Origin of the sequence: Acinetobacter sp. AOR14_HL, assembly GCF_027855175.1 — a bacterium.
GTDB lineage: Bacteria > Pseudomonadota > Gammaproteobacteria > Pseudomonadales > Moraxellaceae > Acinetobacter > Acinetobacter calcoaceticus.
In genome coordinates this window covers 419,444-445,432 of the sequence record NZ_JAKTII010000011.1, presented here as the reverse complement: position 1 = coordinate 445,432, position 25,989 = coordinate 419,444, and the positions used below count along the sequence as shown (strand labels likewise).

At 40.2% G+C, this 25,989-nt stretch carries 29 protein-coding genes and 1 pseudogene; 11 read left to right on the top strand and 19 right to left on the bottom strand.

The window, feature by feature from the left end; all coding sequences use genetic code 11:
- Window position 1: 1 nt before the first annotated feature.
- The 8 genes from rplV to MKL38_RS12290 form a co-directional block, all read right to left on the bottom strand.
- Window positions 2-331, bottom strand: a complete 330-nt coding sequence (gene rplV / locus MKL38_RS12325; protein ID WP_004639524.1) for a 50S ribosomal protein L22 — start codon at window positions 329-331, stop codon at window positions 2-4.
- An 11-nt stretch (window positions 332-342) separates the two neighbouring features.
- Window positions 343-618 (bottom strand): 30S ribosomal protein S19, encoded by a 276-nt coding sequence (gene rpsS / locus MKL38_RS12320; RefSeq protein ID WP_001138119.1) that lies wholly within the window; start codon window positions 616-618, stop codon window positions 343-345.
- A 13-nt stretch (window positions 619-631) separates the two neighbouring features.
- Window positions 632-1,456, bottom strand: coding sequence for a 50S ribosomal protein L2 (gene rplB / locus MKL38_RS12315; protein WP_004789629.1), 825 nt, complete (start codon window positions 1,454-1,456; stop codon window positions 632-634).
- Window positions 1,457-1,467: 11 nt separating this feature from the next.
- Window positions 1,468-1,788 carry a 50S ribosomal protein L23 gene (rplW, locus tag MKL38_RS12310; RefSeq protein ID WP_003653662.1) on the bottom strand — a complete coding sequence of 107 codons (321 nt, stop codon included), beginning with the start codon at window positions 1,786-1,788 and terminating at the stop codon, window positions 1,468-1,470.
- Window positions 1,785-2,387 carry a 50S ribosomal protein L4 gene (gene rplD, locus MKL38_RS12305; RefSeq protein WP_003653663.1) on the bottom strand — a complete coding sequence of 201 codons (603 nt, stop codon included), beginning with the start codon at window positions 2,385-2,387 and terminating at the stop codon, window positions 1,785-1,787. The genes rplW and rplD overlap by 4 nt, the downstream gene beginning before the upstream one ends.
- An 11-nt stretch (window positions 2,388-2,398) precedes the next feature.
- The gene (rplC, locus tag MKL38_RS12300) at window positions 2,399-3,037 is read right to left on the bottom strand and encodes a 50S ribosomal protein L3 (RefSeq protein ID WP_004639526.1); all 639 of its coding nucleotides are present in this window, start codon (window positions 3,035-3,037) and stop codon (window positions 2,399-2,401) included.
- Between the two features lie 58 nt (window positions 3,038-3,095).
- Entirely contained in the window at window positions 3,096-3,407 is a 312-nt protein-coding gene (gene rpsJ / locus MKL38_RS12295) for a 30S ribosomal protein S10 (RefSeq protein ID WP_000070912.1), read from the bottom strand.
- Window positions 3,408-3,659: 252 nt separating this feature from the next.
- On the bottom strand, window positions 3,660-4,388 hold the full coding sequence (locus MKL38_RS12290) for a type 1 glutamine amidotransferase (RefSeq protein ID WP_005038489.1): 729 nt from the start codon (window positions 4,386-4,388) through the stop codon (window positions 3,660-3,662).
- Window positions 4,389-4,556: 168 nt separating this feature from the next.
- Between MKL38_RS12290 and MKL38_RS12285 the strand changes: the two genes are divergently transcribed.
- From MKL38_RS12285 to MKL38_RS12260, 7 genes and pseudogenes are all read left to right on the top strand, one after another.
- A complete protein-coding gene (locus MKL38_RS12285) occupies window positions 4,557-5,747 on the top strand; it encodes a PLP-dependent transferase (protein WP_270903398.1) in 1,191 nt (396 codons plus the stop codon).
- Between the two features lie 43 nt (window positions 5,748-5,790).
- Complete coding sequence (locus MKL38_RS12280) at window positions 5,791-7,338, top strand: helicase HerA-like domain-containing protein (protein ID WP_056482623.1); 1,548 nt, start codon at window positions 5,791-5,793, stop codon at window positions 7,336-7,338.
- A pseudogene (locus MKL38_RS19295) lies at window positions 7,328-7,479 on the top strand (hypothetical protein). Before MKL38_RS12280 ends, MKL38_RS19295 begins: the two are co-directional and overlap by 11 nt.
- A gap of 2 nt (window positions 7,480-7,481) precedes the next feature.
- Window positions 7,482-8,246 carry a globin domain-containing protein gene (locus MKL38_RS12275; RefSeq protein WP_005043867.1) on the top strand — a complete coding sequence of 255 codons (765 nt, stop codon included), beginning with the start codon at window positions 7,482-7,484 and terminating at the stop codon, window positions 8,244-8,246.
- A gap of 87 nt (window positions 8,247-8,333) precedes the next feature.
- A complete protein-coding gene (locus MKL38_RS12270; RefSeq protein ID WP_005038483.1) occupies window positions 8,334-8,771 on the top strand; it encodes an RrF2 family transcriptional regulator in 438 nt (145 codons plus the stop codon).
- A 100-nt stretch (window positions 8,772-8,871) separates the two neighbouring features.
- Window positions 8,872-9,648 (top strand): ribosome biogenesis GTP-binding protein YihA/YsxC, encoded by a 777-nt coding sequence (yihA, locus tag MKL38_RS12265; RefSeq protein WP_003653671.1) that lies wholly within the window; start codon window positions 8,872-8,874, stop codon window positions 9,646-9,648.
- A 123-nt stretch (window positions 9,649-9,771) separates the two neighbouring features.
- The gene (locus MKL38_RS12260; protein ID WP_080758463.1) at window positions 9,772-10,722 is read left to right on the top strand and encodes a metal-dependent hydrolase; all 951 of its coding nucleotides are present in this window, start codon (window positions 9,772-9,774) and stop codon (window positions 10,720-10,722) included.
- Window positions 10,723-10,771: 49 nt separating this feature from the next.
- Here the strand turns inward: MKL38_RS12260 and MKL38_RS12255 are convergent, their stop codons facing one another.
- The gene (locus MKL38_RS12255; protein WP_035359955.1) at window positions 10,772-12,037 is read right to left on the bottom strand and encodes a dicarboxylate/amino acid:cation symporter; all 1,266 of its coding nucleotides are present in this window, start codon (window positions 12,035-12,037) and stop codon (window positions 10,772-10,774) included.
- 109 nt (window positions 12,038-12,146) lie between these two features.
- Window positions 12,147-13,019: an acyl-CoA thioesterase gene (locus MKL38_RS12250; protein ID WP_003653674.1), complete on the bottom strand. Its 873-nt coding sequence runs from the start codon at window positions 13,017-13,019 to the stop codon at window positions 12,147-12,149.
- A gap of 276 nt (window positions 13,020-13,295) precedes the next feature.
- Between MKL38_RS12250 and plsB the strand changes: the two genes are divergently transcribed.
- Window positions 13,296-15,860 carry a glycerol-3-phosphate 1-O-acyltransferase PlsB gene (gene plsB, locus MKL38_RS12245; RefSeq protein ID WP_005043879.1) on the top strand — a complete coding sequence of 855 codons (2,565 nt, stop codon included), beginning with the start codon at window positions 13,296-13,298 and terminating at the stop codon, window positions 15,858-15,860.
- A gap of 46 nt (window positions 15,861-15,906) precedes the next feature.
- Here the strand turns inward: plsB and MKL38_RS12240 are convergent, their stop codons facing one another.
- Together MKL38_RS12240 and MKL38_RS12235 are read right to left on the bottom strand one after the other, a co-directional pair.
- Window positions 15,907-16,890, bottom strand: a complete 984-nt coding sequence (locus MKL38_RS12240) for a putative solute-binding protein (RefSeq protein ID WP_270903397.1) — start codon at window positions 16,888-16,890, stop codon at window positions 15,907-15,909.
- Window positions 16,891-16,969: 79 nt separating this feature from the next.
- Window positions 16,970-17,785 carry an NAD-dependent epimerase/dehydratase family protein gene (locus MKL38_RS12235; protein WP_270903396.1) on the bottom strand — a complete coding sequence of 272 codons (816 nt, stop codon included), beginning with the start codon at window positions 17,783-17,785 and terminating at the stop codon, window positions 16,970-16,972.
- A 20-nt stretch (window positions 17,786-17,805) separates the two neighbouring features.
- Here MKL38_RS12235 and recG point away from each other — a divergent pair, with 20 nt between their 5' ends.
- On the top strand, window positions 17,806-19,851 hold the full coding sequence (recG, locus tag MKL38_RS12230; protein ID WP_270903395.1) for an ATP-dependent DNA helicase RecG: 2,046 nt from the start codon (window positions 17,806-17,808) through the stop codon (window positions 19,849-19,851).
- The gene (locus MKL38_RS12225) at window positions 19,844-20,473 is read left to right on the top strand and encodes a ComF family protein (protein WP_270903394.1); all 630 of its coding nucleotides are present in this window, start codon (window positions 19,844-19,846) and stop codon (window positions 20,471-20,473) included. Before recG ends, MKL38_RS12225 begins: the two co-directional genes overlap by 8 nt.
- Before the next feature lie 5 nt (window positions 20,474-20,478).
- Here the strand turns inward: MKL38_RS12225 and MKL38_RS12220 are convergent, their stop codons facing one another.
- Both MKL38_RS12220 and MKL38_RS12215 read right to left on the bottom strand, forming a co-directional pair.
- Complete coding sequence (locus tag MKL38_RS12220) at window positions 20,479-20,877, bottom strand: NUDIX hydrolase (RefSeq protein WP_151744428.1); 399 nt, start codon at window positions 20,875-20,877, stop codon at window positions 20,479-20,481.
- Between the two features lie 13 nt (window positions 20,878-20,890).
- Entirely contained in the window at window positions 20,891-21,472 is a 582-nt protein-coding gene (locus tag MKL38_RS12215) for a TIGR00730 family Rossman fold protein (RefSeq protein WP_005038465.1), read from the bottom strand.
- Window positions 21,473-21,630: 158 nt separating this feature from the next.
- Here MKL38_RS12215 and MKL38_RS12210 point away from each other — a divergent pair, with 158 nt between their 5' ends.
- A complete protein-coding gene (locus MKL38_RS12210; RefSeq protein WP_004639553.1) occupies window positions 21,631-22,644 on the top strand; it encodes a magnesium and cobalt transport protein CorA in 1,014 nt (337 codons plus the stop codon).
- A gap of 72 nt (window positions 22,645-22,716) precedes the next feature.
- On the opposite strand, the gene MKL38_RS12205 is transcribed toward MKL38_RS12210, so the two are convergent.
- The 5 genes from MKL38_RS12205 to MKL38_RS12185 are packed head-to-tail and all read right to left on the bottom strand — an operon-like array spanning window position 22,717 to window position 25,961.
- The gene (locus tag MKL38_RS12205) at window positions 22,717-23,004 is read right to left on the bottom strand and encodes an STAS domain-containing protein (protein ID WP_017390219.1); all 288 of its coding nucleotides are present in this window, start codon (window positions 23,002-23,004) and stop codon (window positions 22,717-22,719) included.
- A gap of 11 nt (window positions 23,005-23,015) precedes the next feature.
- Window positions 23,016-23,657 (bottom strand): MlaC/ttg2D family ABC transporter substrate-binding protein, encoded by a 642-nt coding sequence (locus MKL38_RS12200; protein ID WP_005038459.1) that lies wholly within the window; start codon window positions 23,655-23,657, stop codon window positions 23,016-23,018.
- A 26-nt stretch (window positions 23,658-23,683) separates the two neighbouring features.
- Window positions 23,684-24,367, bottom strand: coding sequence for an outer membrane lipid asymmetry maintenance protein MlaD (gene mlaD, locus MKL38_RS12195; protein WP_198078130.1), 684 nt, complete (start codon window positions 24,365-24,367; stop codon window positions 23,684-23,686).
- Window positions 24,367-25,146 carry a lipid asymmetry maintenance ABC transporter permease subunit MlaE gene (gene mlaE, locus MKL38_RS12190; RefSeq protein ID WP_005038455.1) on the bottom strand — a complete coding sequence of 260 codons (780 nt, stop codon included), beginning with the start codon at window positions 25,144-25,146 and terminating at the stop codon, window positions 24,367-24,369. Before mlaE ends, mlaD begins: the two co-directional genes overlap by 1 nt.
- On the bottom strand, window positions 25,143-25,961 hold the full coding sequence (locus MKL38_RS12185) for an ABC transporter ATP-binding protein (protein WP_270903393.1): 819 nt from the start codon (window positions 25,959-25,961) through the stop codon (window positions 25,143-25,145). The genes mlaE and MKL38_RS12185 overlap by 4 nt, the downstream gene beginning before the upstream one ends.
- Window positions 25,962-25,989 lie beyond the last annotated feature (28 nt).

The following is a 25,989-nucleotide window of genomic DNA, read 5'->3' as shown; positions in this document are numbered from 1 at the left end:
ATCAAACCCCTACCTTAACGGTGATGTGACAAGTACGCTTAGTAATACGATCTGCACGGCCTTTAGCACGTGGCATAATACGTTTAAGGCTAACGCCCTCATCAACGTAAATCGTAGAAACTTTAAGATCATCAACATCTAAACTGTTATTGTGTTCAGCGTTTGCAATCGCAGATTCCAATGCTTTTTTTACTAAAACAGCAGCTTTTTTATTGCTGAAGTTTAAAATATTTAAAGCATGCGCAACAGATTTGCCGCGAATAAGATCTGCAACCAAACGTGCCTTTTGTGCCGAGATAGCGGCACCGCGTAATTTAGCAGTTACTTCCATCATGACACCTATTAACGTTTAGACTTCTTGTCAACACCGTGACCACGATAGGTACGAGTTGGCGCGAATTCACCGAGTTTATGACCAACCATATGCTCAGTAACAATTACTGGAACGTGATTACGACCATTATGAACAGAAATTGTTAAACCAACAAAATCTGGAAGGATCATCGAACGACGAGACCAAGTTTTAATCGGCTTGCGAGAGTTACTAGCAACAGCCGCTTCAACCTTAGCGAACAAGTGCGCATCGACGAATGGGCCTTTTTTCAGAGAACGAGGCATTAGTCAGATTCCTTTACTTGACGCGACGGTCGCGAATAATCATCTTAGTCGTACGCTTATTGGTACGTGTCTTGTACCCTTTAGCTTTTTGACCCCATGGGCTTACAGGTTGAATACCTTTATTACGCCCTTCACCACCACCGTGCGGGTGATCAACTGGGTTCATCGCCATACCACGTACGGTAGGACGAACACCACGCCAGCGCGCAGCACCAGCTTTACCCAATGAACGAAGGTTGTTTTCTTGGTTAGAAACTTCACCAATTACAGCGCGGCATTCAACATGAATTTTACGCATTTCGCCTGAACGAAGACGAACAATTGCGTAAGAACCATCACGACCCAACAACTGAACAGAAGCACCAGCAGAACGCGCTAATTGCGCACCCTTACCAATTTTAAGTTCAACGTTATGAAGTGTAGAACCGATCGGCATGTTACGAAGTGGCAAGCAGTTACCTGGACGAATTGGAGCATCGTTACCAGATTGTACTTTATCGCCAGCACGTAAGCCTTTAGGTGCAATGATATAACGACGCTCACCATCAGCATATTTCAACAAAGCAATATGTGCTGTACGGTTAGGATCGTATTCAATGCGCTCTACAACAGCTGGGATGCTGTCTTTATTACGCTTAAAGTCAACGATACGATAGTGTTGCTTATGACCACCACCAACGTGACGAGTTGTAATGTGACCGTTATTATTACGACCACCAGTACGTTTTTTTGCTTCAACCAACGGTGAGTAAGGCGCGCCTTTGTGAAGGTGATCATGAACCACTTTCTCTACAAAGCGACGTCCTGGAGACGTTGGCTTACATTTTTGAATCGGCATAATTTTCGTCCTTATTCCGCTGCGCTTTCAGCGGTATCGCCCAAGTCAGCCATTTCAACATCTTGGCCGGCTTTCAGGGTGACGTATGCTTTTTTAACATCAGAACGACGTCCCAATGTTTTACCAAAGCGCTTAGTTTTACCTTTAGTAATAGTAGTGTTAACTTTAACAACTTCTACGCCAAAAAGTTTTTCAACTGCTTTTTTAACTTCAAGTTTAGTAGCATTAATATCTACTTTAAATACTTGAACGCCAACAGTATCACCTAAAACTTGTGCCTTTTCTGAGAAGACTGGTCCTTTAAGGACTTGATAGATACGTTCGTTGTTCATCCGAGTTCTACCTCAATTTTCTTAGCAGCAGCTACAGACATAACAACTTTATCAAACGCGATCAAGCTTACAGGATCGATTGCAGTTGCATCCACCACATCTACATGCGGAAGGTTGCGTGCTGCAAGATATAAGTTCTCATCTACAGCTTCAGTAACGATCAATGCACGAGCGGCATTTAAATCGCCAAGCTTAGCAAGCAATTCTTTAGTTTTTGGAGCTGCAATAGCAAACTCTTCAACTAATACAAGACGATCTTGGCGAACAAGTTCAGCTAAGATACATTGCATTGCACCGCGGTACATTTTGCGGTTTACTTTTTGAGACCAATCTTGTGGACGAGCAGCAAAAGTTTTACCACCACCAACCCAGATAGGGCTACGAGTAGAACCCGCACGAGCACGACCAGTACCTTTTTGACGGAATGGTTTTTTACCACCGCCAGAAACGTCTGCACGTGACTTCTGAGCACGAGTACCTTGACGACCACCTGCTAAATAAGCAGTAACAACTTGGTGTACAAGAGCTTCGTTAAATTCACGTCCGAAAGCAACTTCAGACAATTCAACAGCAGAGCCGGAAACAGTTTTCAAATTCACGGTATTTCCCCTCAGGCCTTGATGGTAGGACGTACAATCACGTCACCGCCAGTTGAACCAGGAATTGCACCTTTAACAACTAAAACAGAACGTTCAGCGTCAATAGATACGATTTCAAGACCTTGTACTGTTACGCGTTCATCACCTAAGTGACCAGCCATTTTTTTGCCTTTGAACACGCGACCAGGAGTTTGGTTTTGACCTGTAGAACCTAATACACGGTGAGAAACTGAGTTACCGTGAGTAGCGTCTTGGGTACGGAAGTTCCAACGCTTAACACCACCTTGGAAACCTTTACCTTTTGATTGACCAGTTACGTCAACAACTTGACCAACTGTGAACAAATCAACACCAATAGTACCGCCAACTTCACGACCTTCAAGCTCAGCTTCAGTAACACGGAACTCTTTAACCAAACGACCAGCAGCAACACCAGCTTTCGCAAAGTGACCTTTCTGAGCGTTAGTTACGCGAGATTCGCGACGTTCACCAGTAGTTACTTGAACAGCTTGATAACCATCAGTTTCAAGTGTTTTGATTTGCGTAATGCGGTTTGGATCGACTTCGATGACTGTAACAGGTACAGAAACACCTGCATCTGTAAAGATGCGAGTCATACCACATTTGCGACCGACTAAACCAATAGCCATGTGCATAAACCTCTAAAAAAGCGGCCTAATTAACTTAAAAGTTAATCAACCGAAAGCCTTAACCCAAAGCGATCTGAACATCAACACCAGCCGCAAGATCTAATTTCATCAATGCATCAACAGTTTTATCTGTAGGTTGAACGATATCGATCAAACGTTTGTAGGTGCGGATTTCGTACTGGTCACGCGCATCTTTGTTAACGTGCGGTGAAGTAAGAACGTTGAAGCGTTCGATGCGAGTAGGCATCGGGATTGGACCACAAACTTGTGCGCCAGTACGCTTAGCGGTTTCTACGATCTCTTGAGCAGATTGATCAATCAAACGATGATCAAAAGACTTCAAACGGATACGAATTCTCTGGTTAGACATACCAGTAAACTCCAAGCCAAACATATAAAGAATCACCCTTGACGCATCTCACCCATTGGTAAGTGTCAAAGGCAGTGAAAATCACTAAGGTCATGATCGATGCCACGACTGTAATGCACATTTACCACTTTCTTCGCAGTAAATGCCCCTCCTATTGAGGGTCGCTCATTATAACGATTGTTTAAGTCTTATGCAATTCTCTTTTTCTATTTTCTCCACAAAACCTGCTTTGATCGAGCATTCAGAGTTCATCTAGGCATTTATTACAAACTCAATAGCTTTATTTAGGAGTTGATTACCTTGCTCAAATTTTTGTGCTTCTGAATACTGTAGTTCACGCGTAGATTGAACATATTCTCCGTCAAAAATAGACAACTCCTCTTCATCTTCAAGTAAGAGCGCTAAAGCTGCTGGTGTCATCTCTGGATGAAACTGAAAACCAAGCACATTTTTTCCAATCTGATACATCTGATTTCGACAAGCTCTATTCTCCGCCAAATGTATAGCGCCTTTAGGTATTTCAAATGTCTCACTATGCCACTGCATAACATTTATCTTTTCAGGTAACGGAAAGCTTTCTTGAGGTAAATTTGCAACTCTCTGGACCGTTGACCAGCCAAGTTCCTGATAGCGATTACGGCTCACCGCTGCACCCAATGCATTAGCAATCAGTTGCCCCCCTAAACAAAGACCAATAGCAGGCTTTCCTGCTGCCAAATAACGGCGCAACCATCTTTTCTCTATCTTTAGCCATGGAAAATTTGCCTCATCATTTACACTCATCGTTCCACCCATGACTAGTAACAAATCAACTTCTTCGATTCTGGGCAAAGCCTCTATTTCAAGTGATCGATCAACTGGAAGTGCAAAAAACTCCGTAGAGCTAATGGTCGCGTGATGGGCTTTTAAAAATGAGTAACAACTTCCAAATCCCTCACCTGCAATATGTTGAAAATAGTGAACTCGTAAATGCGACTTCATGCGCTTAAACCTATTGTTGTTAGAATGTTGTAGTGGTCTTTGCAAAAATAAAGCCAAGTTTTTATTTTATGGGTCTACTGTAACGAAACGTCTTATAAAACTTCGTAAATCTAGCGAAGAACTTAAATTTCTCTTAATCTAACTTTATTATCTAAAATGCAACGCACTATGAAAAAGCATAACGACTTCCAGACTCGCCTCATTCACGCACCAAGAAAGGCTCCGCAATTTATCGAAACAGTGCAACCACCCTTATTTCGTGCATCCACTATTATTTTTAAATCAACTTCGCACCTTTTTGATCGCCATTGGACTGATGATTACGACTATAGCTATGGGACGCATGGTACCCCCACCACCTTCACCTTAGGCGACAATATTGCACAAATTGAAGGTGGATTGCATTGTTTGCTTGCACCGAGTGGCCTATCAGCAATTAATGTTGTGAACTCAGCATTTTTAAGCACTAATGATGAAGTATGGGTCCCAGACAACATTTATGGACCAAATCTAGAACATTTAAATCATCTACAAAATCAATATGGCGTTATTGTTAAAGTATATAACCCTATTGACGCTTCAAGTTTTCAACCGACTGAAAAAAGTAAACTATTATGGTTAGAGGCTGCGGGTTCAGTTACTCTAGAATTCCCTGATCTTAAAAATCTAGTCAAAAAAGCTAAAAAACATGGTGTATTAACAGCCCTAGATAACACCTGGGGAGCTGGGCTTGCGTTTAATGCTTTTAATTTTTCAGATGAACACCTATCGGTCGACTTAACCGTCCATGCTCTAACCAAATATCCGAGCGGTGGCGGTGACATCTTAATGGGTAGCATTGTAACTCGTGATGATAAACTCCATCATCGTCTCTTCCGTACGCATGCCATTTTAGGCATTGCAGTTTCAGGAGACGATGCGGCTCAAGTCCAACGCAGCCTTGCTCATATGTCTTTACGCTATGAACAACAGTCAGCCAATGCACAAACTTTACTTAAATGGCTAAAAGACCAACCTCACTTTGCACAAGTTCTACACCCAAGTGATGAGACCGCCCCAGGCAATCAATATTGGCAAGAAATCTGCACAAATAGTCAAAGTGCTGGCTTAGTCAGTGTTATTTTCAAACCAGATTATGACATTACCGCAGTACGTCGCTTCTGTGATGCATTAGAGTTATTTAAGCTCGGTTTTAGCTGGGGAGGACCAGTTAGCTTGATCATGCTTTATGATTTAAAAATGATGAGAAAACTTGAGAATACACATTTACAACAAGGTTTATTAGTTCGCTTCTGTATAGGACTGGAAGATCCGCAAGATTTAATTCAAGATATCGAAAATGCACTGAAACAACTGTAAAAACGACAACATTATAGTGGCTCGAACCAAAGGATAAAAATATATGGGTACACCGATTGTTATTGCTAAAAATCTGAATGACACATCAAAAGAAATTGTTTTACTTTCTCAGTTTGCTAACCGCCATGGCCTGATTGCAGGTGCAACAGGTACAGGTAAAACAGTTACTTTAAAAGTTCTAGCAGAAAGTTTCTCTCGAATCGGCGTTCCTGTATTTCTTGCCGATGCCAAAGGCGATGTTTCGAGTCTCGCAAAATCAGGTGAGGCTTCAGATAAGTTTAATGAACGTCTAAAATTATTACAGATTGATAGCGTTCCTTTTGCTGCTAACCCTGTCGTTTTCTGGGATCTGTTCGGCCAACAAGGCCACCCTATTCGCACTACAATTTCTGAAATAGGGCCAATTTTATTGGCTCGTATGCTCAATCTAAATGATACCCAAGAAGGTGTATTAGCTGCAGTTTTTCGAATTGCGGATGATCAGGGCCTACTGTTAGTAGACTTTAAAGACCTAAAAGCCATGATCACCTTCGTTAGTGAACATGCAGCAGAGTTTAAAGCAGAATATGGCAATTTATCTCCGGCTAGCTTAGGTGCTATTCAGCGTAACTTGCTTGCTCTTGCCGACCAAGGTGGAGAACAATTTTTTGGTGAGCCGGCTTTAAACATTCTGGACTTTATACAAACCGATGCAAATGGACATGGTTATATCAATATTCTTGCTGCTGACAAGCTCATGAATACACCTAAGCTATATGCCACTTTTTTGTTATGGATGCTTTCGGAGTTATTTGAACAACTTCCAGAAGTTGGCGATATGGACAAACCCAAACTTGTGTTTTTCTTTGATGAGGCTCACTTATTATTTGACAATGCCAGTCAAGCATTACAAGAAAAGATCGAGCAAGTTGTACGCTTAATTCGCTCTAAAGGTATTGGCATCTATTTTATTACTCAGAATCCACTCGATTTACCAGAAAGTGTTCTCGGTCAGCTTGGCAATCGCATTCAACATGCGCTACGTGCATTTACCCCTAAAGATCAAAAAGCAGTAAAAACCGCAGCAGATACTTTCCGTGCCAATCCAAACTTTAAAGTTGATGAAGCCATTACCGAACTGGCTGTTGGTGAGGCGCTAATTAGTTGTCTTGATGAACAAGGTACGCCACAAATTGTAGAACGTGGCTGGGTGATGCCTCCTTACTCTGCTTTTACACCAATCACTCCAGAAGAGCGTCAAACTCTAATCTCAAAAAGTATTATTGCTGGTATTTATGAACAAGCTGTAGATCGTGATAGCGCTTATGAAATGCTACAAAATAAAGTCGCTGAACGTGAGCAACAGCAACAAAATACTGAACTTGCTAAACAACAAGAAAAAGAGCAAGAAACTTTAGCAAAGCAGCAAGCAAAGGAACAAGAGCGATTAGCACGTGAACAGCAAAAAGAAGAAGAACGAGCAGCACGTGAACGAGCCAAGCTTACGCAAGATATTGTGGGTACTTTTGCAAAAAGTGCTGCACGCAGTCTAGGAGGAAGTACAGGTCAAAAATTAGTAAGGGGCCTGCTTGGTTCACTATTTGGTAAATAACTTTCTTCGATATATCAGTTTTAAATTAGGGAATTTTATATTCCCTAATTTTTTTATGGTTTTTATAAAAAATCTATTGCGATTGTTTTTTTAAAGATGTATTTTAAATACATCTTATATAGCCAGATAAATAAGGTCTAGCCATGACTCCACAACAAATCGAACTCGTTAAATCTACAGTACCTGTTTTACGTGAACACGGCGTTACGCTGACTACATACTTTTATAAGCGTATGCTTAATAACAATCCTGAATTAAAAAATGTTTTTAACTTGGATGACCAAACTAGCTTACGTCAACCTCGTGCTCTTGCAGCTGCCGTTCTTGCATATGCAGAAAATATTGAGAACCCTACTGTTTTAGCGAAAGCAGTTGAGCGTATTACGACTAAACATGTGAGCTTAGATATTCAACCAGACCAATATGCAATTGTTGGCGACAACTTACTTCATTCAATTAGTGAAGTACTCAACGTGCCATTTGAATCAGAACTGATTGAGGCGTGGAAACAGGCTTATTTACAATTGGCAGATATTCTAATTGGCGTTGAAAAACAAAAATATGAACAACTTAAAAACTTAAATGGTGGATGGGCTGGATGGCGTTCATTTGAAATTACTCAAATTGATCCTCTTGAATCTGGCAAACGTTTCACCTTAAAAGCAACTGACCATGAAGACATACTTAGCGGACCTGCAAATGCTTTTATTTCGGTTAAAGTACAAGTTCCAGATGAGCAGCTTGAACAACCGAAAGCTTTTAAATTTACAGAAGCTCAGGAAAACAACTCATATCATTTTGAAGTTCAGCCTGAAGAAAACCATACAGAGTTCTCAGTAGCGAACATCTTGCTTGAACATTATAGAGTTGGCGATCAAGTTCAAGTTTCAGCGCCTTTAACGCTCTAATATAAAAACCTCTTGCCTGAAAGTTTTCTTATTTAGACTTTCAGGCTAAGATGATCATCCTTTTAATCTCTTCCATTTTTGGTGATCATGCAGCTTAATAAATTTACCGATTATGCATTACGACTATTAATGTATGTTGCACGCCCAAGTGATGCACCCTACACGATTGCAGAAATCGCGAAAGATTTGCATGTTTCACAAAACCATCTGGTTAAAGTTGTTCACTTCATGGGTAAGCAGGAATGGATTATTACCATTCGTGGAAAAGGCGGTGGAATTCGCTTAAATCCAGACGCACTTAACTCAAATTTAGGGTCAATTGTTCGAATATTACAGGGTGACAATCAAATCGTTGAATGCAATACGCCACCTTGTGTATTACGCAGTCACTGTGGTTTAAAAGGTATTCTTGACCAAGCTTTAGAAAGCTTTTACCAAAGTCTAGACCAATACACGCTTGGAGAGGTTTTACAACAGTCAAAGTCTGCCCCACCTGAATCTCCTATTGCCTTTTTACAAATCTGACTTCTATTGATTTTCATAAGTAGATTTATTGAAAATTAGCAAGAATAACCAAGCTCCTTTATACTAGGCACGAGCCCTCTCATCTAAAAAGTTATTTTTTATGCGTCGTAGTGAAAAATCGAAAGACACCAAAGCCAGACTCGCACCCAAGCAAAAGATCAGCTATGAAAAAGCACCAGATCCGGCGATCACAGCCTATGCTGTGCAATCACTAAACTGGTTACGCCAAGCTGAGTTTCTAATGAGTGCACCTAAATTGGCACTTTGTGTTGAAGATAGCGGCTACGAGATTGCTTTTGCAGGGCGCTCAAATGCTGGTAAGTCGAGTGCGATTAATGCATTAACCAATCAGAAACAACTTGCCCGCGCTTCTAAAAAGCCAGGCCGTACCCAGATGATTAACTTTTTTAGTCTAGGTAACCCTGATCAACGCTTGGTCGACCTTCCAGGTTACGGTTATGCAGCGGTTCCCGAAGATATGAAACGGGTGTGGCAAAAAGAATTAGAAAACTATCTGATCCATCGCCAAAGCTTACAAGGCTTAGTATTACTTATGGATATTCGCCATCCTCTACAGCATTTCGACATGATGATGCTAGAGTGGGCTTATTCACGTCATCTCTTTGTTCATATTCTATTAACAAAAGCAGACAAACTTAATCGCGGTCCTGCAAATAAAGTTCTACTAGAAGTTAAGCAACAGCTGAAAAAAATGAAGCTTGATTTTTCTATTCAGCTTTTCTCTTCACTTAACAAAATAGGCTTAGAAGAGCTAGCAAGTGTTATGGCAGGGCGTTTACATTTCACACTGGATCAACAGCCAGAATTTGATGTCGATTCAATCCCTGAAGCGACAGATGAGGATGCTGAAAGCTAAATTATCCTCACAGATACAATTTCTTCATTAAATTTATACTCAATTGTCCCCTATTGCTAAACACAAATGTAGGGGCTTTTTTTATACTCGTTATAACTTCATCGAGTTAAAAATCAGGAATAAATGATGAAATTGTTATCTTTTTTGAAGAACAAGGCTTTAGGTTCTTCTATTGATTATAAAATTCTTCCACGTAAAGTAAAATTTGACTGGAAAGATACCCCTGTCGACTGGATTCCTAATCAACCTTTCGCAAGTTATTTTATTAATGAAATTAATAACATCTTGCCTGCTGGAGAGTTCTGGTTTTGCCGTTTGTATAATAAGGTTTTACCGCAAATTACAGATGAAAAACTTAAGCAGGATGTACAGGCATTTATCCGTCAGGAAGCTATGCATGCCAATGCTCATACTTCTGCAAACAAAGAATATTTAAGCGCACGTAATATTGATATCCAGAGAAATCTGGACATCATGAATTATCTATTTACTATCGCTTTGGCAGATAAACCTTTTGATAGAGAAGTTCCAAAAATTTTAGAAAAACAGTGGGATTTATTCCGTTTAGGAGTTATTGCAACTGTTGAGCATATGACCTGCGTGTTGGGTAAATATGCGTTATATAACGAGCGCTGGGAAGAACTAGGCGCAGATCCAGAAATGGTGGATCTAGTGAAATGGCACGGTTCAGAAGAAATTGAACACCGCACGGTTGCCTTTGATTTATATCGTCATCTTGGTGGCGGTTATATTCCACGTTACTATATGAGTCTTGCTGTTATCACACTTGTACTTGGATTATGGGTAGATGGCGCTGCACATATTATGAAACAAGATCCACGTTTCGCAGATGCAGCCAAATCTAGATTTTTTCCAGTGTGGGTTACTTTAGAGTGGTACAAAATCAGCCGAAAAGATAATCAGGTTTTACCTAACCCTCTCTGGCTTATTGCCCAGCAAATTGATTACCTCATGCCTTGGTATGATCCAGTCAAAGAAGGCAGCACTGAAGATGCGGTTAGCTATTTATCGCAATCTCCAGCAGCAAAAAGAGCAGAACTTCAAGCTGCTTAAAATAAAAAAAGCAGGATTTAAAATCCTGCTTTTTTTGATCTATAGATAGTTAGACACTGATATCTTTATCTTTCGTATAACGGTCTACAACCACACTAATCATCATATCGCCCTGCACATTTACCACTGTTCTGACTGTATCTAATAAGCGGTCAATCGGAAGTAAAATTGCAATCGCTTCAGCGGGCAAACCCACAGACTGTAAAACCATAATCATAGTGACCATACCGGCGCTAGGTATTCCTGGCGCACCAAGTGATGCAATCATCGCCGTTAAACACACGATAATTTGTTGTGTCAGGTTTAAATCTAGTCCCACTAAATTTGCCACAAACAATGCAGCTGCCGCTTCATATAGTGCAGTACCATCCATGTTTAACTGTGTGCCTAATGGAATAACAAATCCTGCTGTTTGCGGGCGCACGCCTAAGTTTTCTTGCGCACACTTCATACTAAGCGGCATAGTGGCAGAGCTAGAACTGGTTGCAAAGGCTGTAATCAGTGCTGTACGAGTCCCTTTAAAAAAGGTCCACGGACTCATACGGCCAAAAATCCAAAGCAGTAGTGGTAAAACAACAGCACCATGGAAAATAGTAGTGCCTGTTACAACGACTGCAAACTCAGCCAAACGACTTAATACCGAAATATCTTCTGTTGCCATTAACTTTGCTAACAAAGCAAAAATACCCAACGGTGCTAATTTCATCACCCAGCCAACCAGCAGCATCATCATTTCAAAGAACTGGTGACTCAATAAACGAATACTTTTGAAACGTTCCCCACCCTGCACCAAAGCGACACCGACGAATAAAGCAAAGACTACGACAGCTAAAACGTTACCGTCACTAAACGCTTTAAATGGGTTAATTAAAGTATTTTGAATAAAATTAGTGAAAAAACTGGCAGGGTTTAAACTATCTGGTGCTTGATAATTTTGCATAGATGTCTGGAAAATAGAAATATCTATGCCACGTCCAACCTCAAATAAATGAGCACAACTGATGCCTAAAATTAAGGCTAAAGTGGTTGTAGTTAAACAGCATAAAAATGTGATTTTCCAGACTGGCCCTAACTGTCCGCCTGCCTGTAGATTGGATACACCTACAACAATCGAACTAAAAATTAAAGGCACTAAAAGCATTTTAAGGAGCCCAATAAAAACACTACTTAATATTCCAAGCCCATATAAACTATGCTTTACAAAAGCAGTGTCTGGATACATTGTGAGTAGGAAACCAAAGGCTAAACCTAAAATGGCGGCAATCAGAATTTGTGTATTTAAGTTCATATCAGCATTATTTTTTTCAGTTGGCATACCTATTTACAATATGACATGAGCTTGCTTTTCATTCGAGCAATTTTTTGTCACATCGATCCCATTAAAAAGAAAAAAGCCATCTGGTTAGATGGCTTTTTCGAGGAATCTATTGCGTTTCAATTTCCCGCAAACGGATTAAACCCTCTTGTACTGTACTGCATACAAGCTGACCATTTTGCCACATACGACCGAAGTTTAAACCGCGAGAAGCCGCGCTCACTGTGGCTTCCATGTCATACAACATCCACTCATCCGCACGCAGTGGACGATGAAAATAAATCGCATGATCAATGCTTGCACATTGCAAACTTGGAGAAATATAACTCAGCCCATGCGGTCTTAAAGCCGTTGTCATTAAAGTAAAGTCTGAATAAAAGGCAACAATCGCTTGATGAAGAGCAATATCATCTAATTGTTTTGGAATACGATCATGTGTACGGATATAGTGCGCATTATATGGAGCTTCTGGTTGCGGCTGAAACGGGTTTACCGGATCAATTGGACGAATTTCTACATGACGCTCACGCATGAAACTAGCACGAACATTTTCAGGTACAAAGTTTAGAATACCCTGTTTCAGTTCATTTTCAGATTTAAGCGTTTCTGGTGCAGGATACTCAGGTTCTTGATGTTGATAGTTCAAACCTTCTTCTGGGTTGGCAAAAGAAACCATAGCTGAAAATATTACTCGCCCATGCTGAATTGCACGGACTTGACGACTTACAAAGCTCTTCCCATCCCGTAAACGGTCTACTTCATAGATAATCGGGGCATTAATATCGCCGCCATACAAAAAATATGCATGTAAAGAATGCGCTGGGCGATCAGTTGTATAAGATGCTGCACGTAAAGCCTGACCCAAAACCTGTCCACCAAAGACACGTTTACCGACAAGATTACGGCTCATGCCACGGTAAATATTTTCTTCTAGCTTTTCTAAAGTGAGAAGCTCGACCAGTTCTTGGGTTAACGCATTCATGAGAGATACCTTCATATTTCAGGTAAAAAATCGTATTAAAGGACAGGTGTGTAGAATCTATTGTGCCATAAAAAACTATTTGAACATGGAACAATCAGTCAACTTATGACGAACATTGCTCATATAACAGCTAAAAATACGATTTTTAACGATAAAATATGCCAAAAGCATTATAATTTATACGCTATTAGCATATTGTTTTTTTCAATAAATGCCTCAAAATAATTACCCTCCGCATTTGGTGCTGGGATTTGTCTTTAAGAAGTAGGAGTTCTTATGTCCAAGAGTGGGTTTGGTCAAATGTATCGTCGGCTTTCGAGTAAACTACTTGACCTCGTGGTAACACCACATGTTCTTGGGGAAGTTCCTACTGAACCAGTATCAGAAACAGAAGCAAAGACTGACCGCCAGAAAGTGGTGTGCTATGTCTTACAAAACCATTCTCGAAGCAATGCTTTGGTGGTTGATGGAGAAACGCGTCGTTTAAATTTAAAACCTGCGTTAGACCCATTAGTTGTTGGCACTCATCAGGAAAAAGCATCGGTTTTATTTTTACAGCACAATGATGAAAATAATTTACTGAATCCTCCTCCTCATGCTTTTCCACCACGCTTACTAAAATTAATTGAAGTCTTACAAGAAAATCCTGAACTGGATATAGAGCTTGTTCCAGTTACCGTTTTATGGGGCCGTACACCAGATAAAGAAGATTCTTGGTTTAAGCTCTTATTTTCAGATACATGGGCTACACCAAGCACCGTTAAGCAATTGGTCAACATTGGCTTGCATGGTCGCCAATCGTATTTAGAATTTCATGAACCGCAATCGCTACGTGAACTGGTTGAATATGCACAGCAGCATTATCCAAACCTTTCACCAGCTACATATATTGTAAGTACGTTAAATGATTACTTAGATCGTCAACGTGAAGTGGTCTTAGGCCCCGATTTATCGGATCGCCGTAATGTCATGCAGTCAGTTGTAAAATCCCGCGATGTGCAAGAAGCGATCCGCCGTGAAAGTATTCGCGGAAAAGTTAGTATGCTCGAAGCTGAACGTCGTGCGATTGGTTATGTGAATGAAGTCGTATCTGATTATTCACACTCAGCTGTACGCTTTGCCGATCTTGCTTTAACGCGCTTATGGACCCAGCTTTATGACGGCGTAGAAGTGCATAACTTCAGCACTGTTCGTGAACTGGCAAAAGATTATGAAGTGGTTTATACACCTTGCCACCGCAGTCACATTGACTATTTATTATTATCCTATGTGATTTATAAACGTGGCTTAATGGTTCCGTATATTGCTGCCGGTGATAACTTAAATCTACCATTTGTAGGGCAACTTTTACGTGGAGGCGGTGCATTCTTTATTCGCCGCTCTTTCCGTGGAAATGGCCTTTATACAACGGTATTTAAAGAATATTTATATAGTATTTTGTCACGCAACACCCCTCTTGAATACTTTATTGAAGGTGGGCGCTCACGTACAGGACGCCTATTACCGCCTAAGACTGGTATGCTTGCCATGACAGTTCATAGCCATTTACGTGGCCGTGCTAAACCGATCGTCTTCTTACCAACTTATATTGGTTATGAACGACTGATGGAAGGCTCGACCTACGTGGGCGAAATGCAAGGTAAACCGAAAGAAGCCGAATCAATTTTTGGTATTGTGAAAACCTTACGAAAAATTGAACGTATTTTCGGTAAAGTCCACGTGAACTTTGGTGAGCCTGTTTTTCTTGATGATCTGCTTAAGCAGCATAATGCAGAAAATGTTTATATCGAGAAAAATGACGATCCAATTCCTCAAGCAGTTTCAGATGCAGTTAATAGCTCTGCACATGCAATTTTAGAAAATATTAACCGAGCTGTGGTGATTAACCCTGTCTCTTTACTTTCTATTATTTTGCTTGCAACTCCAAAGCATACGCTTGATGAAGAAATCTGTATTAAGCAACTTGAAGCTTACCGCAATCTGGCATCAAACTTCCCATATGACCAACGTATGGAAGTAACGCCACTTTCTGGTAAAGAAATTATTGCTTATGGTTTAAAGCTTAAACTCATTAAACGAGTTCAACATGCGCTCGGCGATATTATTGCGATTGAAGATAATCAAGCTGTTCTTCTGACCTATTTCCGTAATAACATTTTGCACGCCTTTGTTTTACCGTCATTGGTTGCATCACTTGTTGAACACAATGGAAAAATCAGCCGTTCAGATTTAACCAATGTCATCTATACCCTGTATCCATTCTTGAAGGCAGAGTTATTCCTTAAATGGAAGAGTAGCGAGCTTAAAGAACAAATTGAGCAATATGCAGATGCGTTGGTTCAATCGAAACTTATTCAACAAGACGATGAAGGTAACTTGATTAGCTCTGCACCAAATACGGAAGAGCATAATCAACTTGTTGTTTTAGCTACTCCTGTTAAGCAAAGTCTTGAGCGTTACTACATGACGCTTGCGCTAATTACTCAACGTGGTTCAGGTAATATTTCTGCTAAACAAGTTGAAGAATTAAGTCATTTACTCGGACAACGCCTGTCAGTTCTATATGAATTTAATTCGCCAGAGTTCTTCGACAAAGCTTTATTCCAAAGCTTCTTAAAAGTACTTACACAGCAAAATTACATTCGAACCAATGACCAAGGCCAAATCGAGTTTGATGATAATTTCCGTCAAATGGCTGCGGGTGCACAATTGGTTCTTGATGAAGTAACCTTACAAATGTTGCAACACATCACGACCTTTACCGACGAAGAGTTAAAAGATGCGCTTGAAGCTATGGCTTCTCAACAAGCAAAAAGACGTTTAAAACGTAAAAAATCTTAAAATTTTTAGTCAAAATAAAAGGCAACGAAAGTTGCCTTTTATTTTATTAGCGAATTGGACATTCAAAATAGCGTGGATCATCCATGCAACGCAGACGCTTCATAAGTTGAACAAAATAAGCATCGTAATAACCTGAAAGAACGTACTGATTACGTATTTTTGCAACCATAACGTCATAGCTCTGCTTTTCATAAAAAGAGACATCTACCCAGTAATAGGCAGGTAAATGGTTTTCCCACTGGGTCGCACGGTTAGTCAGTAATTGGCTGTTTTGAACAAACCATCCTCGAATTTTTCGGCCAAAATTAGCAGGATAAGCTTGGGGTTTAATAATTAAATTGACGCCGAAATATGCCAAAGGAAAGTTAATGACTTGGACATCTGGTCCAAATTCTTTTTGTAAGTTATATGGCAATAGTCCATATATGGGGGCAGGAATAATATCGATTTTGTCTTGTTTAAACTGAACAATCGCATTAGATAAATCAACATAAACTGGCTGACCACCCACACTTCGTACCAATGCTTGCTGTGGTGGGTTGTTGGGTAACACGCCAATACGCTGATTTCTTAATTGAGCAACTCTAGAGATTTTCTTATTTTTTAGGACCATATAGGCAGTGCCAATTGGAATCATCCCTACAGCTTCATAGTCCTTAGAAATTAACCTTTTCTCGACTGTTGGATGATTCAAAAGCTGTAATAAGCTTTTAGCAGTACGATTATTAGGAATAAGCCCGATACCTGCGGTGCTCCCCATAAACTGGTTATAACGATAAGTATTAAAATTAGATGCCGCTAAACCTGAACATTTACCCTCGTCAAATGCTTGTATGGCCTGTTGTTCCTTTTGATAGGTAACCACTTTAAATTTGACTTGATATTGCTGAGCATATAATCGAATGTCATTTAAACGACGTGTGATATCGCCTTGGGAGCCAATCGGATCATATGCACACCACACCTGATCATCTGCCCAACTCGCGACAGCTGTTAAGCTCAAAATAAGAGCTAAGCAAATTTTTTTCACTCTCAACCTTTTTATCTTTATCGGCAATTTGGCTGCCTCATCAGGTATTTCTATTCTTATTTAAAGTTTAATCAAAATTTTATTTAGTACTATGAACATTTAAACATAATAAATAGTCATTAAAGCAAATTGGATGCTCTAATTGAAAACCTGTTTGAAGCAAATGTTTCGCATATATTCTTTTACCTGAAGTTTGGTTTGATTCTAAAGTTAACTCTGGTAATCCCAATTGTTTTTGGAACCACACGATAACTTCATGCAAAGGCAATGGTTGGTTATTAGTCACAATATAGCTCGCTTGATGAGTTTCATAATCAGCCATAAAAGCCAAAAATCTTGCTAAATCATCAATATGTATTCGATTGCTATAATGTATATTTGGATAGCTTTGACTATTTTCAGCCATTTTCTTCAAACGGGCAACGGAAGCTCCATAAATACCTGTAGGACGAACAATTACACATTGGTTTGGATAATGCTCCTGCCAAAGCAACTCCATATTACGTAAGATACGGCCTTGTGCATCGCTTGGTTGAATTTCACTAAAATCATCAATGATCTCCCCTGCATTTTCACCATATACCCGCGTAGAAGAGACTACGATTATTTTTTTGACCGGATGTAGTTTTAATGCTTCTCGAATCGGTTCAATACTATCTACATAAGTATGTTGATAACCCTCAACCGTACCTTCTGTCGGGGAAAGTAAAATATATACAACATCTACAGGTTCAATTTTACTTAAATCGAGTTTAAAGATATCTTGAACAAGATGGGTTGCGTAACTATCTGTTTTTACACTACGGCTGATTGTGGTAATTTGATGTTCTTTCTCAAATAGTTGTTTAGCAACACGCTGAGATGTTTTACCATAACCGATAAATAATATATGCATAGAAAACTCGTTGAGGGGACATGACTTCAGTCCATCAGTTACAAGGCGTTGGATCGGCTTCAGCAGCCCTGCTCGAAAAACTAAATATTTTTACCACAGATGATTTACTGTTTCATCTGCCACGTGATTATGAAGATCGCAGTACGATTATTGCAATGAATCAACTTGTGGTTGGGCGTAGCTATTTACTCGAAGGTGAGGTCAGATCAATTGATTTCCCTCCGGGAAAACGAAAATCTATGGCAGCCTTGGTTCAGGATGAATTCGGTAAAGTCACCTTACGCTTTTATCATATTTATAAAAACCTGACTGACAAAATAAAATCAGGTCATCGCTTACGTATTTTTGGTGAAGTTCGTGTAGGTGCTCGCGGCCTTGAGATGTATCATCCTGAAATTCAACTCATTAATGACCATACTCCCCTACCCAAGACTCAGCTTACAGCAATTTACCCAAGTACGGATGGGCTGACTCAACCGAAATTACGCGAATATGTAAAACAAGCTTTAAAGCATCATAGTGATGCCTTACCCGAGTTGCTTCCTAAACAATATACCAATGGTTATGCACTTAAAGAGGCTTTGTATTACATTCATGAGCCTCCAGTTGATGCCAATATGGTCCAATTGGCTCAAGGTTCACACCCCGCACAACAACGGCTTATTTTTGAAGAGTTGGTTGCACACCAAATTAGTTTACTTAATCGACGTGCTTATATTCGCCAAATTGCTTCTCCAGCTTTCTCAAGTAGTAAAATATTAGCTAAAAAGCTATTAGAAGCTTTGCCATTTCAAATGACCAATGCACAAAAACGTGTATCTAAAGAAATTTTGAATGATTTGAAGCAGAACCAACCAATGCTTCGATTAGTGCAAGGCGATGTAGGCGCTGGAAAGACCTTGGTTGCCGCTGTAGCCGCTTGCCATGCTTTAGAAGCTGATTGGCAAGTTGCATTAATGGCTCCTACTGAAATTCTTGCAGAACAGCACTACTTAAATTTTAAGCGTTGGTTTGAACCCTTAGGCATTACTGTTGCATGGTTGTCTGGAAAACAAAAAGGTAAAGCTCGCGCACAAGCAGAGCAGCAAATTAAAGAAGGTCATGCTGAACTTATTATTGGTACACATGCCCTATTTCAAGACAATGTTGGATTTGCAAAATTAGGTCTAGTGATTATTGATGAACAGCATCGTTTTGGCGTAGATCAGCGCTTAGCTCTACGTAATAAAGGTGCTGAGCAGTTCACCCCACACCAACTCGTCATGACAGCCACCCCTATTCCACGAACACTGGCAATGAGTGCCTATGGTGATTTAGACACATCAATTATTGATGAGTTACCACCAGGTCGTACCCCAATTCAAACAGTTACCATTCCGCTTGATCGTCGTGAGGAAGTACTCCAACGAATTGCTTCGAATTGCAGAGATGGAAAACAAGCATATTGGGTGTGCACACTGGTTGAACAGTCTGAAACTTTAGATGCTCAAGCAGCAGAAGCAACTTATCAAGAAATGAAAGAGCGCTTTCCTGAGCTCAATATTGGCTTAGTGCATGGCAAAATGAAAGCCGACGAAAAGCAAGCGGTCATGCAAGCGTTTAAGAATAATGAATTACAGCTTCTTATTGCAACGACAGTCATTGAAGTTGGAGTAGATGTTCCCAACTCCTCTATTATGGTGATTGAAAATGCCGAACGTTTAGGACTTTCTCAGTTACACCAATTACGTGGTCGTGTCGGTCGAGGCGCTCAAGCCAGCTTTTGCGTACTTTTATATAAAACACCTCTTTCACAAAATGGCCAAGAGAGACTTTCTATTTTAAGAGAAAGTAATGATGGCTTTGTGATTGCAGAAAAAGATCTTGAGTTACGCGGGCCGGGTGAATTACTAGGTACTAAACAAACTGGAGATATGGGATTTAGAGTTGCTCGTTTAGAGCGAGATGACCACTTACTGAGTCAAGCTCATTATGTAGCTCAGCAAGTGTTAAAAGATTATCCAGAGCAAGCAGATGCGCTATTAAAACGTTGGTTACCAGAAGCGCCTCGCTACGCATATGTTTAGTTTCTTAAATCCGCAGCATCTTATCCACTCACTCTCACCTTGCTTGTTGTGTGAGTCAGGTGTGCGAGAAAAACATTCGCTCTGTAAGGACTGTTGGGAACAGTTACCTTGGTTTAAACAAATAATTCAACGTAATGATCAATCTGTTCTTGTGGCCTGTGATTATGAATATCCAGTCAATCGGATCATTCAGCAGTTTAAATATGAACAAAAATTACATTATCAAATCTTGTTAGGTGAAATTTTAAAACAATTAAAATTTCCTAAGGTACAAGCTATTGTACCTATGCCGATTTCGAATCAACGCTTAATTGAACGTGGTTTCAATCAGTCACTGTTACTCGCAAATATCTTAAGCAAGCAATTAAAAATACCTGTTTGGCAGCCAGTACAACGCCTTGCTGAGCATTCACAAAAAGGGCTTTCTCGACTGGAACGCTTTGAGAACATCGAACAACAATTCATTGCATTTACTCAAGAAAAACGGCGTTATCGCCGTGTTCTGATTATTGATGATGTCGTTACCACCGGAAGTTCAATTTACGCTCTTAATCAGGTATTAAAGCAATTAGGATGTACAACCATCCATGCCACCTGTTTAGCGGCAACTTTAACGAGCTAAGATGATTAAACTGTAGATAAATGCTGCTCACACCAAGGAATAACAATTTCACGGGTTAATGGTGCGAGGTGAGTTTCTGAATCATTTAAATCCACCCATTTCATTTCTGCAATTTCGGCAGCAATTTTAGGAGCCTGATCGAGTTGAACCAGATATAAATGACTGACCAGAATATGATCAGGTTCATTCGCCGCTGCTGTTTCAAAACGACCAAGAAATTGCTCAATTACACAAGAACTTCCAACTTCTTCTAAAATTTCTCGCTGCATTGTAATCTCTGGCGGCTCATTAGGCTCCAGCTTACCACCCACTTGCATAAAAGCATGGGTATTGCGCTTTCTTACGAGCAATAACTGATTTTGCTCGTTCAAGATCACTGCAGCAGCGACCGTAATTGTTTTCACCTATTTAACCTCTTTATGGCTGTACATCAGCATTTGCCCATTTTGGAGCAGGAGCCTGATATTGTTCAAATTGTTGAAGAATATCTTCGATTTTGTCTGATGCGATCAATTTATCAACGAACCGTGCTTGGCTAAATCCATTATCTACCGTTCCTTGAATCATTTTAAGTAAATCTTCATAAAAGCCAGCTACATTTAAGAAAGCACATGGCTTTTGATGAATACCTAATTGCGCCCACGTCCATTGTTCAAAGATTTCTTCCAATGTACCCGCACCGCCAGGTAAAGCAATAAAACCATCGGAAAGATCTGCCATTTTGGTCTTACGCTCATGCATATTTTCGACAACATATAATTTGGTTAAGCCCGGATGAGCTAACTCACGATCGACCAAAGCACGAGGTATCACTCCAATGACTTGTCCACCTGCCCGTAAGGCACTATCAGCGACAACGCCCATTAAGCCTGAGCGACCACCACCATAAACCAAGGTCTTACCTTGTTTTGCAATAGCCTCGCCTGTAGTTTGCGCAACTTGTTGGAAAATTGGGTTTGAACCAAGAGATGAACCACAGAAAATACAAATTGAATTCATAGTGTAAAAAACCGTTTTATTGAACTGTCATGCTGACAAACTAAACTATCGATAAAGTTTTTTTTTGCAAAATAGCGTATTAGCAAGTGTTTTTCGGCAAATCCTTGTCTAAAATACACCCATCCATTTCCATCAGACTGCGTGAGGAAAAAAGACACATGCTTGAAGCCTTTTATGCCACAGAACGCGGAAGTCTGGAAGATGCCACCATCAATGGTGGATTTGATCTACATCCCGAATTAGTCTGGCTTGATCTTATTGCCCCCTCGCAAGAAGAGCAACAATGGGTCTTAGATGCCTATGATCAAAACTTACCCACACTAAAGTCGCTTGAAGATATTTCATCCTCAGCACGATTTTACCGTGATGATGACGGTATTTTGCATATCAGCACCTATTTTTTAACGAAAAATAAAAATTATCAAGTTGATGGTGATGCAGAAGACTCTTCACACATTTTAGCGATGGTGCAAACGGTTGCATTTATCTTACATAAAGACCGTCTCTTTACGATGCGGGGAGAAAAATTAGTTGCCTTTCGTGCCTTCCGTGCACGTGCCCGTCGAAATGACTATGACATGGACTATAAAGATCCAACATGGATTTTATTAGGCCTTCTTGAGGCAAAGCTTGATGAACTTGCGGATATCTTAGAAGATATCCACAAAGATTTAGAAAAATACTCTACCGAAGTTCTAAATAATCACCAGCGTGAACAAATTCTAGATCTTGATGACATGATTACCCGCCTAGCTCAACAAGAAGATATGCTAGGAAAAGCGCAGCTCTGTTTAATTGATTTACGACGTGTACTTACTTTTTTATCACGTCCACGCGCATTAGGCAGTCATATTTACGATGCAGATATTCGAGAACTCAGTGAAGATGTTCGCTCACTCGTAGAACATGATGCCTTCTTATTCCAAAAAGTACGATTCTTGCTTGATACAACTTCTGGATTCATTAATACCGAGCAGAATGACACGATCCGTCGATTCTCGATTTTACCAAGTATGTTAGCTCCACCTATGCTCATTGCCAGTATCTATGGTATGAATACAGATGTACTACCTTTTGCACATGGTACGACTAGTTTCTTTATTGTTTTACTGATTATTATGGGCTTCTTTATTGGTCCTATTATTTACTTCCGATGGAAGAAATGGATCTAAGCTTTGTAATAAAATGCTAACTCCGAGCATAAAAAAGCACCTATATTTAGGTGCTTTTTTATATTTTACAGATCAAATCAGATGCAGATCTTCCTGCAAATGGCAGGCTTGAATAATCTTCAGCATTTTTTCGGGTACATTTTTAAAATGTAAACCAGTATTCTGCGGAGTAACACGTAGCCATTGAACTAAAACAGCCAATGCCAAGGTACTACCATGCTCAAGCTGTGTTAAATCTACCACTAAAGGAAAGCTTTGTTGCTTCTTAATGATATCTAACCCAGCTTTATACTGTTGTTCGGCATTTTGAAAATCAATTTTTCCCGAAACAACCAATTGTTGGTTGAGATACTGAACCACTATTCACCTACTTATTTCTGTTTATTCTGATTAACAGCAGCATCTGCATCAGGTTGGAAGGTTGCAATTGCTTTATTTAAATCGCCACCATTACGCTTCACTGTTGCAGCAAACTGATTACGGAACTGCAATCCTAAATCAATACCAGAAACATTGATATTACGGATTTTCCACTGAGTACCTTTATCAGCTAACTGGAAAGACACAGGAATTTTTTCACCATTGTGATTAAAGTCCAATGTCACTACTGGGTTTTTGCCCGCAGTTGCTTTATAAGGACGCATTGTATAGCTTTGGTTCGTATACTTAGCAAATGCACTACCGTAATTTTCAATTAACGTATTACGGAAGTTTGTTTCAAACTGAGCACGTTGTGCAGCTGTACTATACTGATTAGTCGCATAAGTACCCATTACAATACGTGTAAATGCTTGTGAATCAACATACGGGTCTAAATTCTGACGTACGATAGCCTTCACTAAAGCAGGGTTTGCTTGCAATTTAGCATGATCAGCTTTTAAACGAGCAATCAAACCATCAGCAACACGCTTGATAAAATCAGGTGGTGCTTCTGAAGGCGCAGCAAAAGCTGTACCTGCAATCATGGTAGACAAAAGACTTGCTGTCAGGGTTTGTTTAAACAACGTATTCACCAGGAACCACTCCTTCAAATAATCTTTTACTCAACAAATGAGGCTTGTGCACTATCTTTATCAGTGCTTGCAGGAGCACTCGCTTCTGTTGAGCCTGAACTGGCAGCAACTTTACCAGCCCCACCACCAGTAATAAATTTACTAATTAAATCTTCTAAATCCATAGTCCCTTGAGTGTTTGAAATCGTGTCACCTCGTTTTAGGTAGTTCACACCACCACCAGGTACAACTTTCAAATATTTCTCACCCAACAAACCATTCGTTGCTACCATTATATAAGCATCTTCATCAATACTGGTGATGGAGGTCATGTTACTGGTCAGTTGCTGTTCCATTGTTTTTTGTTGCGCTGGAGAAGCCTGCGTATAATCTGAGCTATAACGTAACTCTTCCAGTGCATTTTTCTGAACTTCTTTTAATTGTTCAGGATTGAAACTTGTCAATTTTCCATCTAAACCAAATGTTACGGTAGCCAAACGCGTAACCGGATCAAGCGTAATCGAATCAACACGACCAATTGTAACACCACTCATTGTTACTTTAGCACGAGGCTTTAGACCATTGACGTTATCAAACTGAGCCTTCATGGTATAACTATCACTTAAGTTCGTACCAACAAGACCACTGACTTTCATCGCTAAAAAAAACAACGCAATACCGAAGATGATAACAAAGATACCAACGGCCAGTTCACTACTACGTGATTTCATTAAATCCCTCCGAACATGACCGCAGTCAACACGAAATCAAAACCTAAAACACATAATGAAGAATACACAACCGTCCGAGTCATTGCCGTTGCAATGCCTTCTGGTGTCGGATCACAGGCATAGCCTTGATAAACAGCGACCCATGTACAAATCAAAGCAAAAACAATACTTTTAATAATCGTGCCATTGAAAATGTCATGCCAGAAACGCACTGTATTTTGCATACCACTCCAGAAGGAGCCTTCATCAGCACCCAAAAAGTCAACACCGACCATCTTGCCACCAATAATACCAATCGCAGCAAATATCACAGTTAACATTGGCAAACTGACTATACCTGCCCAAAGACGTGGTGATACGATTTGCTTTAAAGGGTCAACCCCGATCATTTCCATACTGGCAAGCTGTTCGCTTTGCTTCATTGAACCAATTTCGGCAGTCAATGCAGAACCGGCCCGTCCTGCAAATAGCAATGCAGCAACTACAGAAGCAAGCTCACGGAGTAGGGTTAACGAAATCGCTGTACCCAACATCGACTCAGCACCGAAAGTAACCAAAATGCTATACATCTGCAAGCCAAGAACCGCACCAATAAACAAACCAGAAACGGTAATAATAAGTAAGGACATCACACCTACGCGGTGCATTTGGTAACCAAAACGACCAAAACCACCCTTGGTAGGAAATGAAAAAATAATCTGCAAGAGCATATGTGCCGCAGCACCAATGCCTCGAATCCGCTCAATAACGAGTCTACCTAACCAGGCAATCGTATTCATGGACGAACCTCGTTATTTAAATAGGCTTGAGGACTAAACTGGTATTCAACTGGTCCTTCTGCCGAACCTGTTAAGAATTGGTGTACAAATGGAGAAGCATGTTTTTGCAAATCTTCAGGTGTACCCTCACCCTGAATTTTTCCTTCAGCTACCACATAGATGTAGTCAGCAATCGATAATGTTTCTGCAACATCATGCGAAACAATAATTGTTGTTAAATCCAAAGCTTCTCTTAACGAACGGATTAAACGTGTTAAAACACCTTTTACAATCGGATCTTGACCAGCAAAAGGTTCATCGTACATGATTAAATCTGGATCAAGTGCAATCGCGCGAGCCAAGGCTACACGACGATTCATACCACCTGAAAGTTCTGTCGGCATTAATTGTTCAGAACCACGTAGACCCACTGATTCAAGTTTTAACGCAACCAGTTCAGCAATGAGATTTTCAGGAAGCTTAGTATGCGCTCGAATTGGAAACGCCACATTTTCATAAACGGACATATCCGTAAATAAAGCTCCACTCTGAAATAACATTCCCATACGTGCACGGGCGGAAAAAAGTTCCTGACGAGACATTTTGGCAATATCTTTTGTGTCGAGTAAAACTTCCCCCTGATCTGGAACAAGCTGCCCACCAATCAGACGTAATAAAGTTGTTTTACCTGTACCAGAAGGTCCCATAATGGCCGTAATCTGGCCTCGACGTATATTTAAACTAATATTGTCATAAATGACGCGTTCCCCTCGATTAAAACTCAAGTTTTTCACTTCAATAAGTGGTTGAGTCGAGAGAGGAGTTTTATTATTCATAATGGCAATCGTTCCTGCACTTTTATGC

Coding starts and splice junctions, on each gene's coding strand:
- MKL38_RS12185 (WP_270903393.1), bottom strand. CDS start 25,961: ATGAATAATAAAACTCCTCTCTCGACTCAACCACTTATTGAAGTGAAA.
- MKL38_RS12270 (WP_005038483.1), top strand. CDS start 8,334: ATGCAGCTTAATAAATTTACCGATTATGCATTACGACTATTAATGTAT.
- MKL38_RS12285 (WP_270903398.1), top strand. CDS start 4,557: ATGAAAAAGCATAACGACTTCCAGACTCGCCTCATTCACGCACCAAGA.
- MKL38_RS12290 (WP_005038489.1), bottom strand. CDS start 4,388: ATGAAGTCGCATTTACGAGTTCACTATTTTCAACATATTGCAGGTGAG.
- recG (WP_270903395.1), top strand. CDS start 17,806: ATGACTTCAGTCCATCAGTTACAAGGCGTTGGATCGGCTTCAGCAGCC.
- MKL38_RS12260 (WP_080758463.1), top strand. CDS start 9,772: ATGATGAAATTGTTATCTTTTTTGAAGAACAAGGCTTTAGGTTCTTCT.
- MKL38_RS12250 (WP_003653674.1), bottom strand. CDS start 13,019: ATGAATGCGTTAACCCAAGAACTGGTCGAGCTTCTCACTTTAGAAAAG.
- mlaE (WP_005038455.1), bottom strand. CDS start 25,146: ATGAATACGATTGCCTGGTTAGGTAGACTCGTTATTGAGCGGATTCGA.
- yihA (WP_003653671.1), top strand. CDS start 8,872: ATGCGTCGTAGTGAAAAATCGAAAGACACCAAAGCCAGACTCGCACCC.
- MKL38_RS12215 (WP_005038465.1), bottom strand. CDS start 21,472: ATGAATTCAATTTGTATTTTCTGTGGTTCATCTCTTGGTTCAAACCCA.
- plsB (WP_005043879.1), top strand. CDS start 13,296: ATGTCCAAGAGTGGGTTTGGTCAAATGTATCGTCGGCTTTCGAGTAAA.
- rpsJ (WP_000070912.1), bottom strand. CDS start 3,407: ATGTCTAACCAGAGAATTCGTATCCGTTTGAAGTCTTTTGATCATCGT.
- rpsS (WP_001138119.1), bottom strand. CDS start 618: ATGCCTCGTTCTCTGAAAAAAGGCCCATTCGTCGATGCGCACTTGTTC.
- MKL38_RS12210 (WP_004639553.1), top strand. CDS start 21,631: ATGCTTGAAGCCTTTTATGCCACAGAACGCGGAAGTCTGGAAGATGCC.
- MKL38_RS12275 (WP_005043867.1), top strand. CDS start 7,482: ATGACTCCACAACAAATCGAACTCGTTAAATCTACAGTACCTGTTTTA.
- MKL38_RS12280 (WP_056482623.1), top strand. CDS start 5,791: ATGGGTACACCGATTGTTATTGCTAAAAATCTGAATGACACATCAAAA.
- mlaD (WP_198078130.1), bottom strand. CDS start 24,367: ATGAAATCACGTAGTAGTGAACTGGCCGTTGGTATCTTTGTTATCATC.
- MKL38_RS12235 (WP_270903396.1), bottom strand. CDS start 17,785: ATGCATATATTATTTATCGGTTATGGTAAAACATCTCAGCGTGTTGCT.
- rplC (WP_004639526.1), bottom strand. CDS start 3,037: ATGGCTATTGGTTTAGTCGGTCGCAAATGTGGTATGACTCGCATCTTT.
- rplW (WP_003653662.1), bottom strand. CDS start 1,788: ATGAACAACGAACGTATCTATCAAGTCCTTAAAGGACCAGTCTTCTCA.
- MKL38_RS12255 (WP_035359955.1), bottom strand. CDS start 12,037: ATGCCAACTGAAAAAAATAATGCTGATATGAACTTAAATACACAAATT.
- rplB (WP_004789629.1), bottom strand. CDS start 1,456: ATGCCGATTCAAAAATGTAAGCCAACGTCTCCAGGACGTCGCTTTGTA.
- MKL38_RS12225 (WP_270903394.1), top strand. CDS start 19,844: ATGTTTAGTTTCTTAAATCCGCAGCATCTTATCCACTCACTCTCACCT.
- rplV (WP_004639524.1), bottom strand. CDS start 331: ATGGAAGTAACTGCTAAATTACGCGGTGCCGCTATCTCGGCACAAAAG.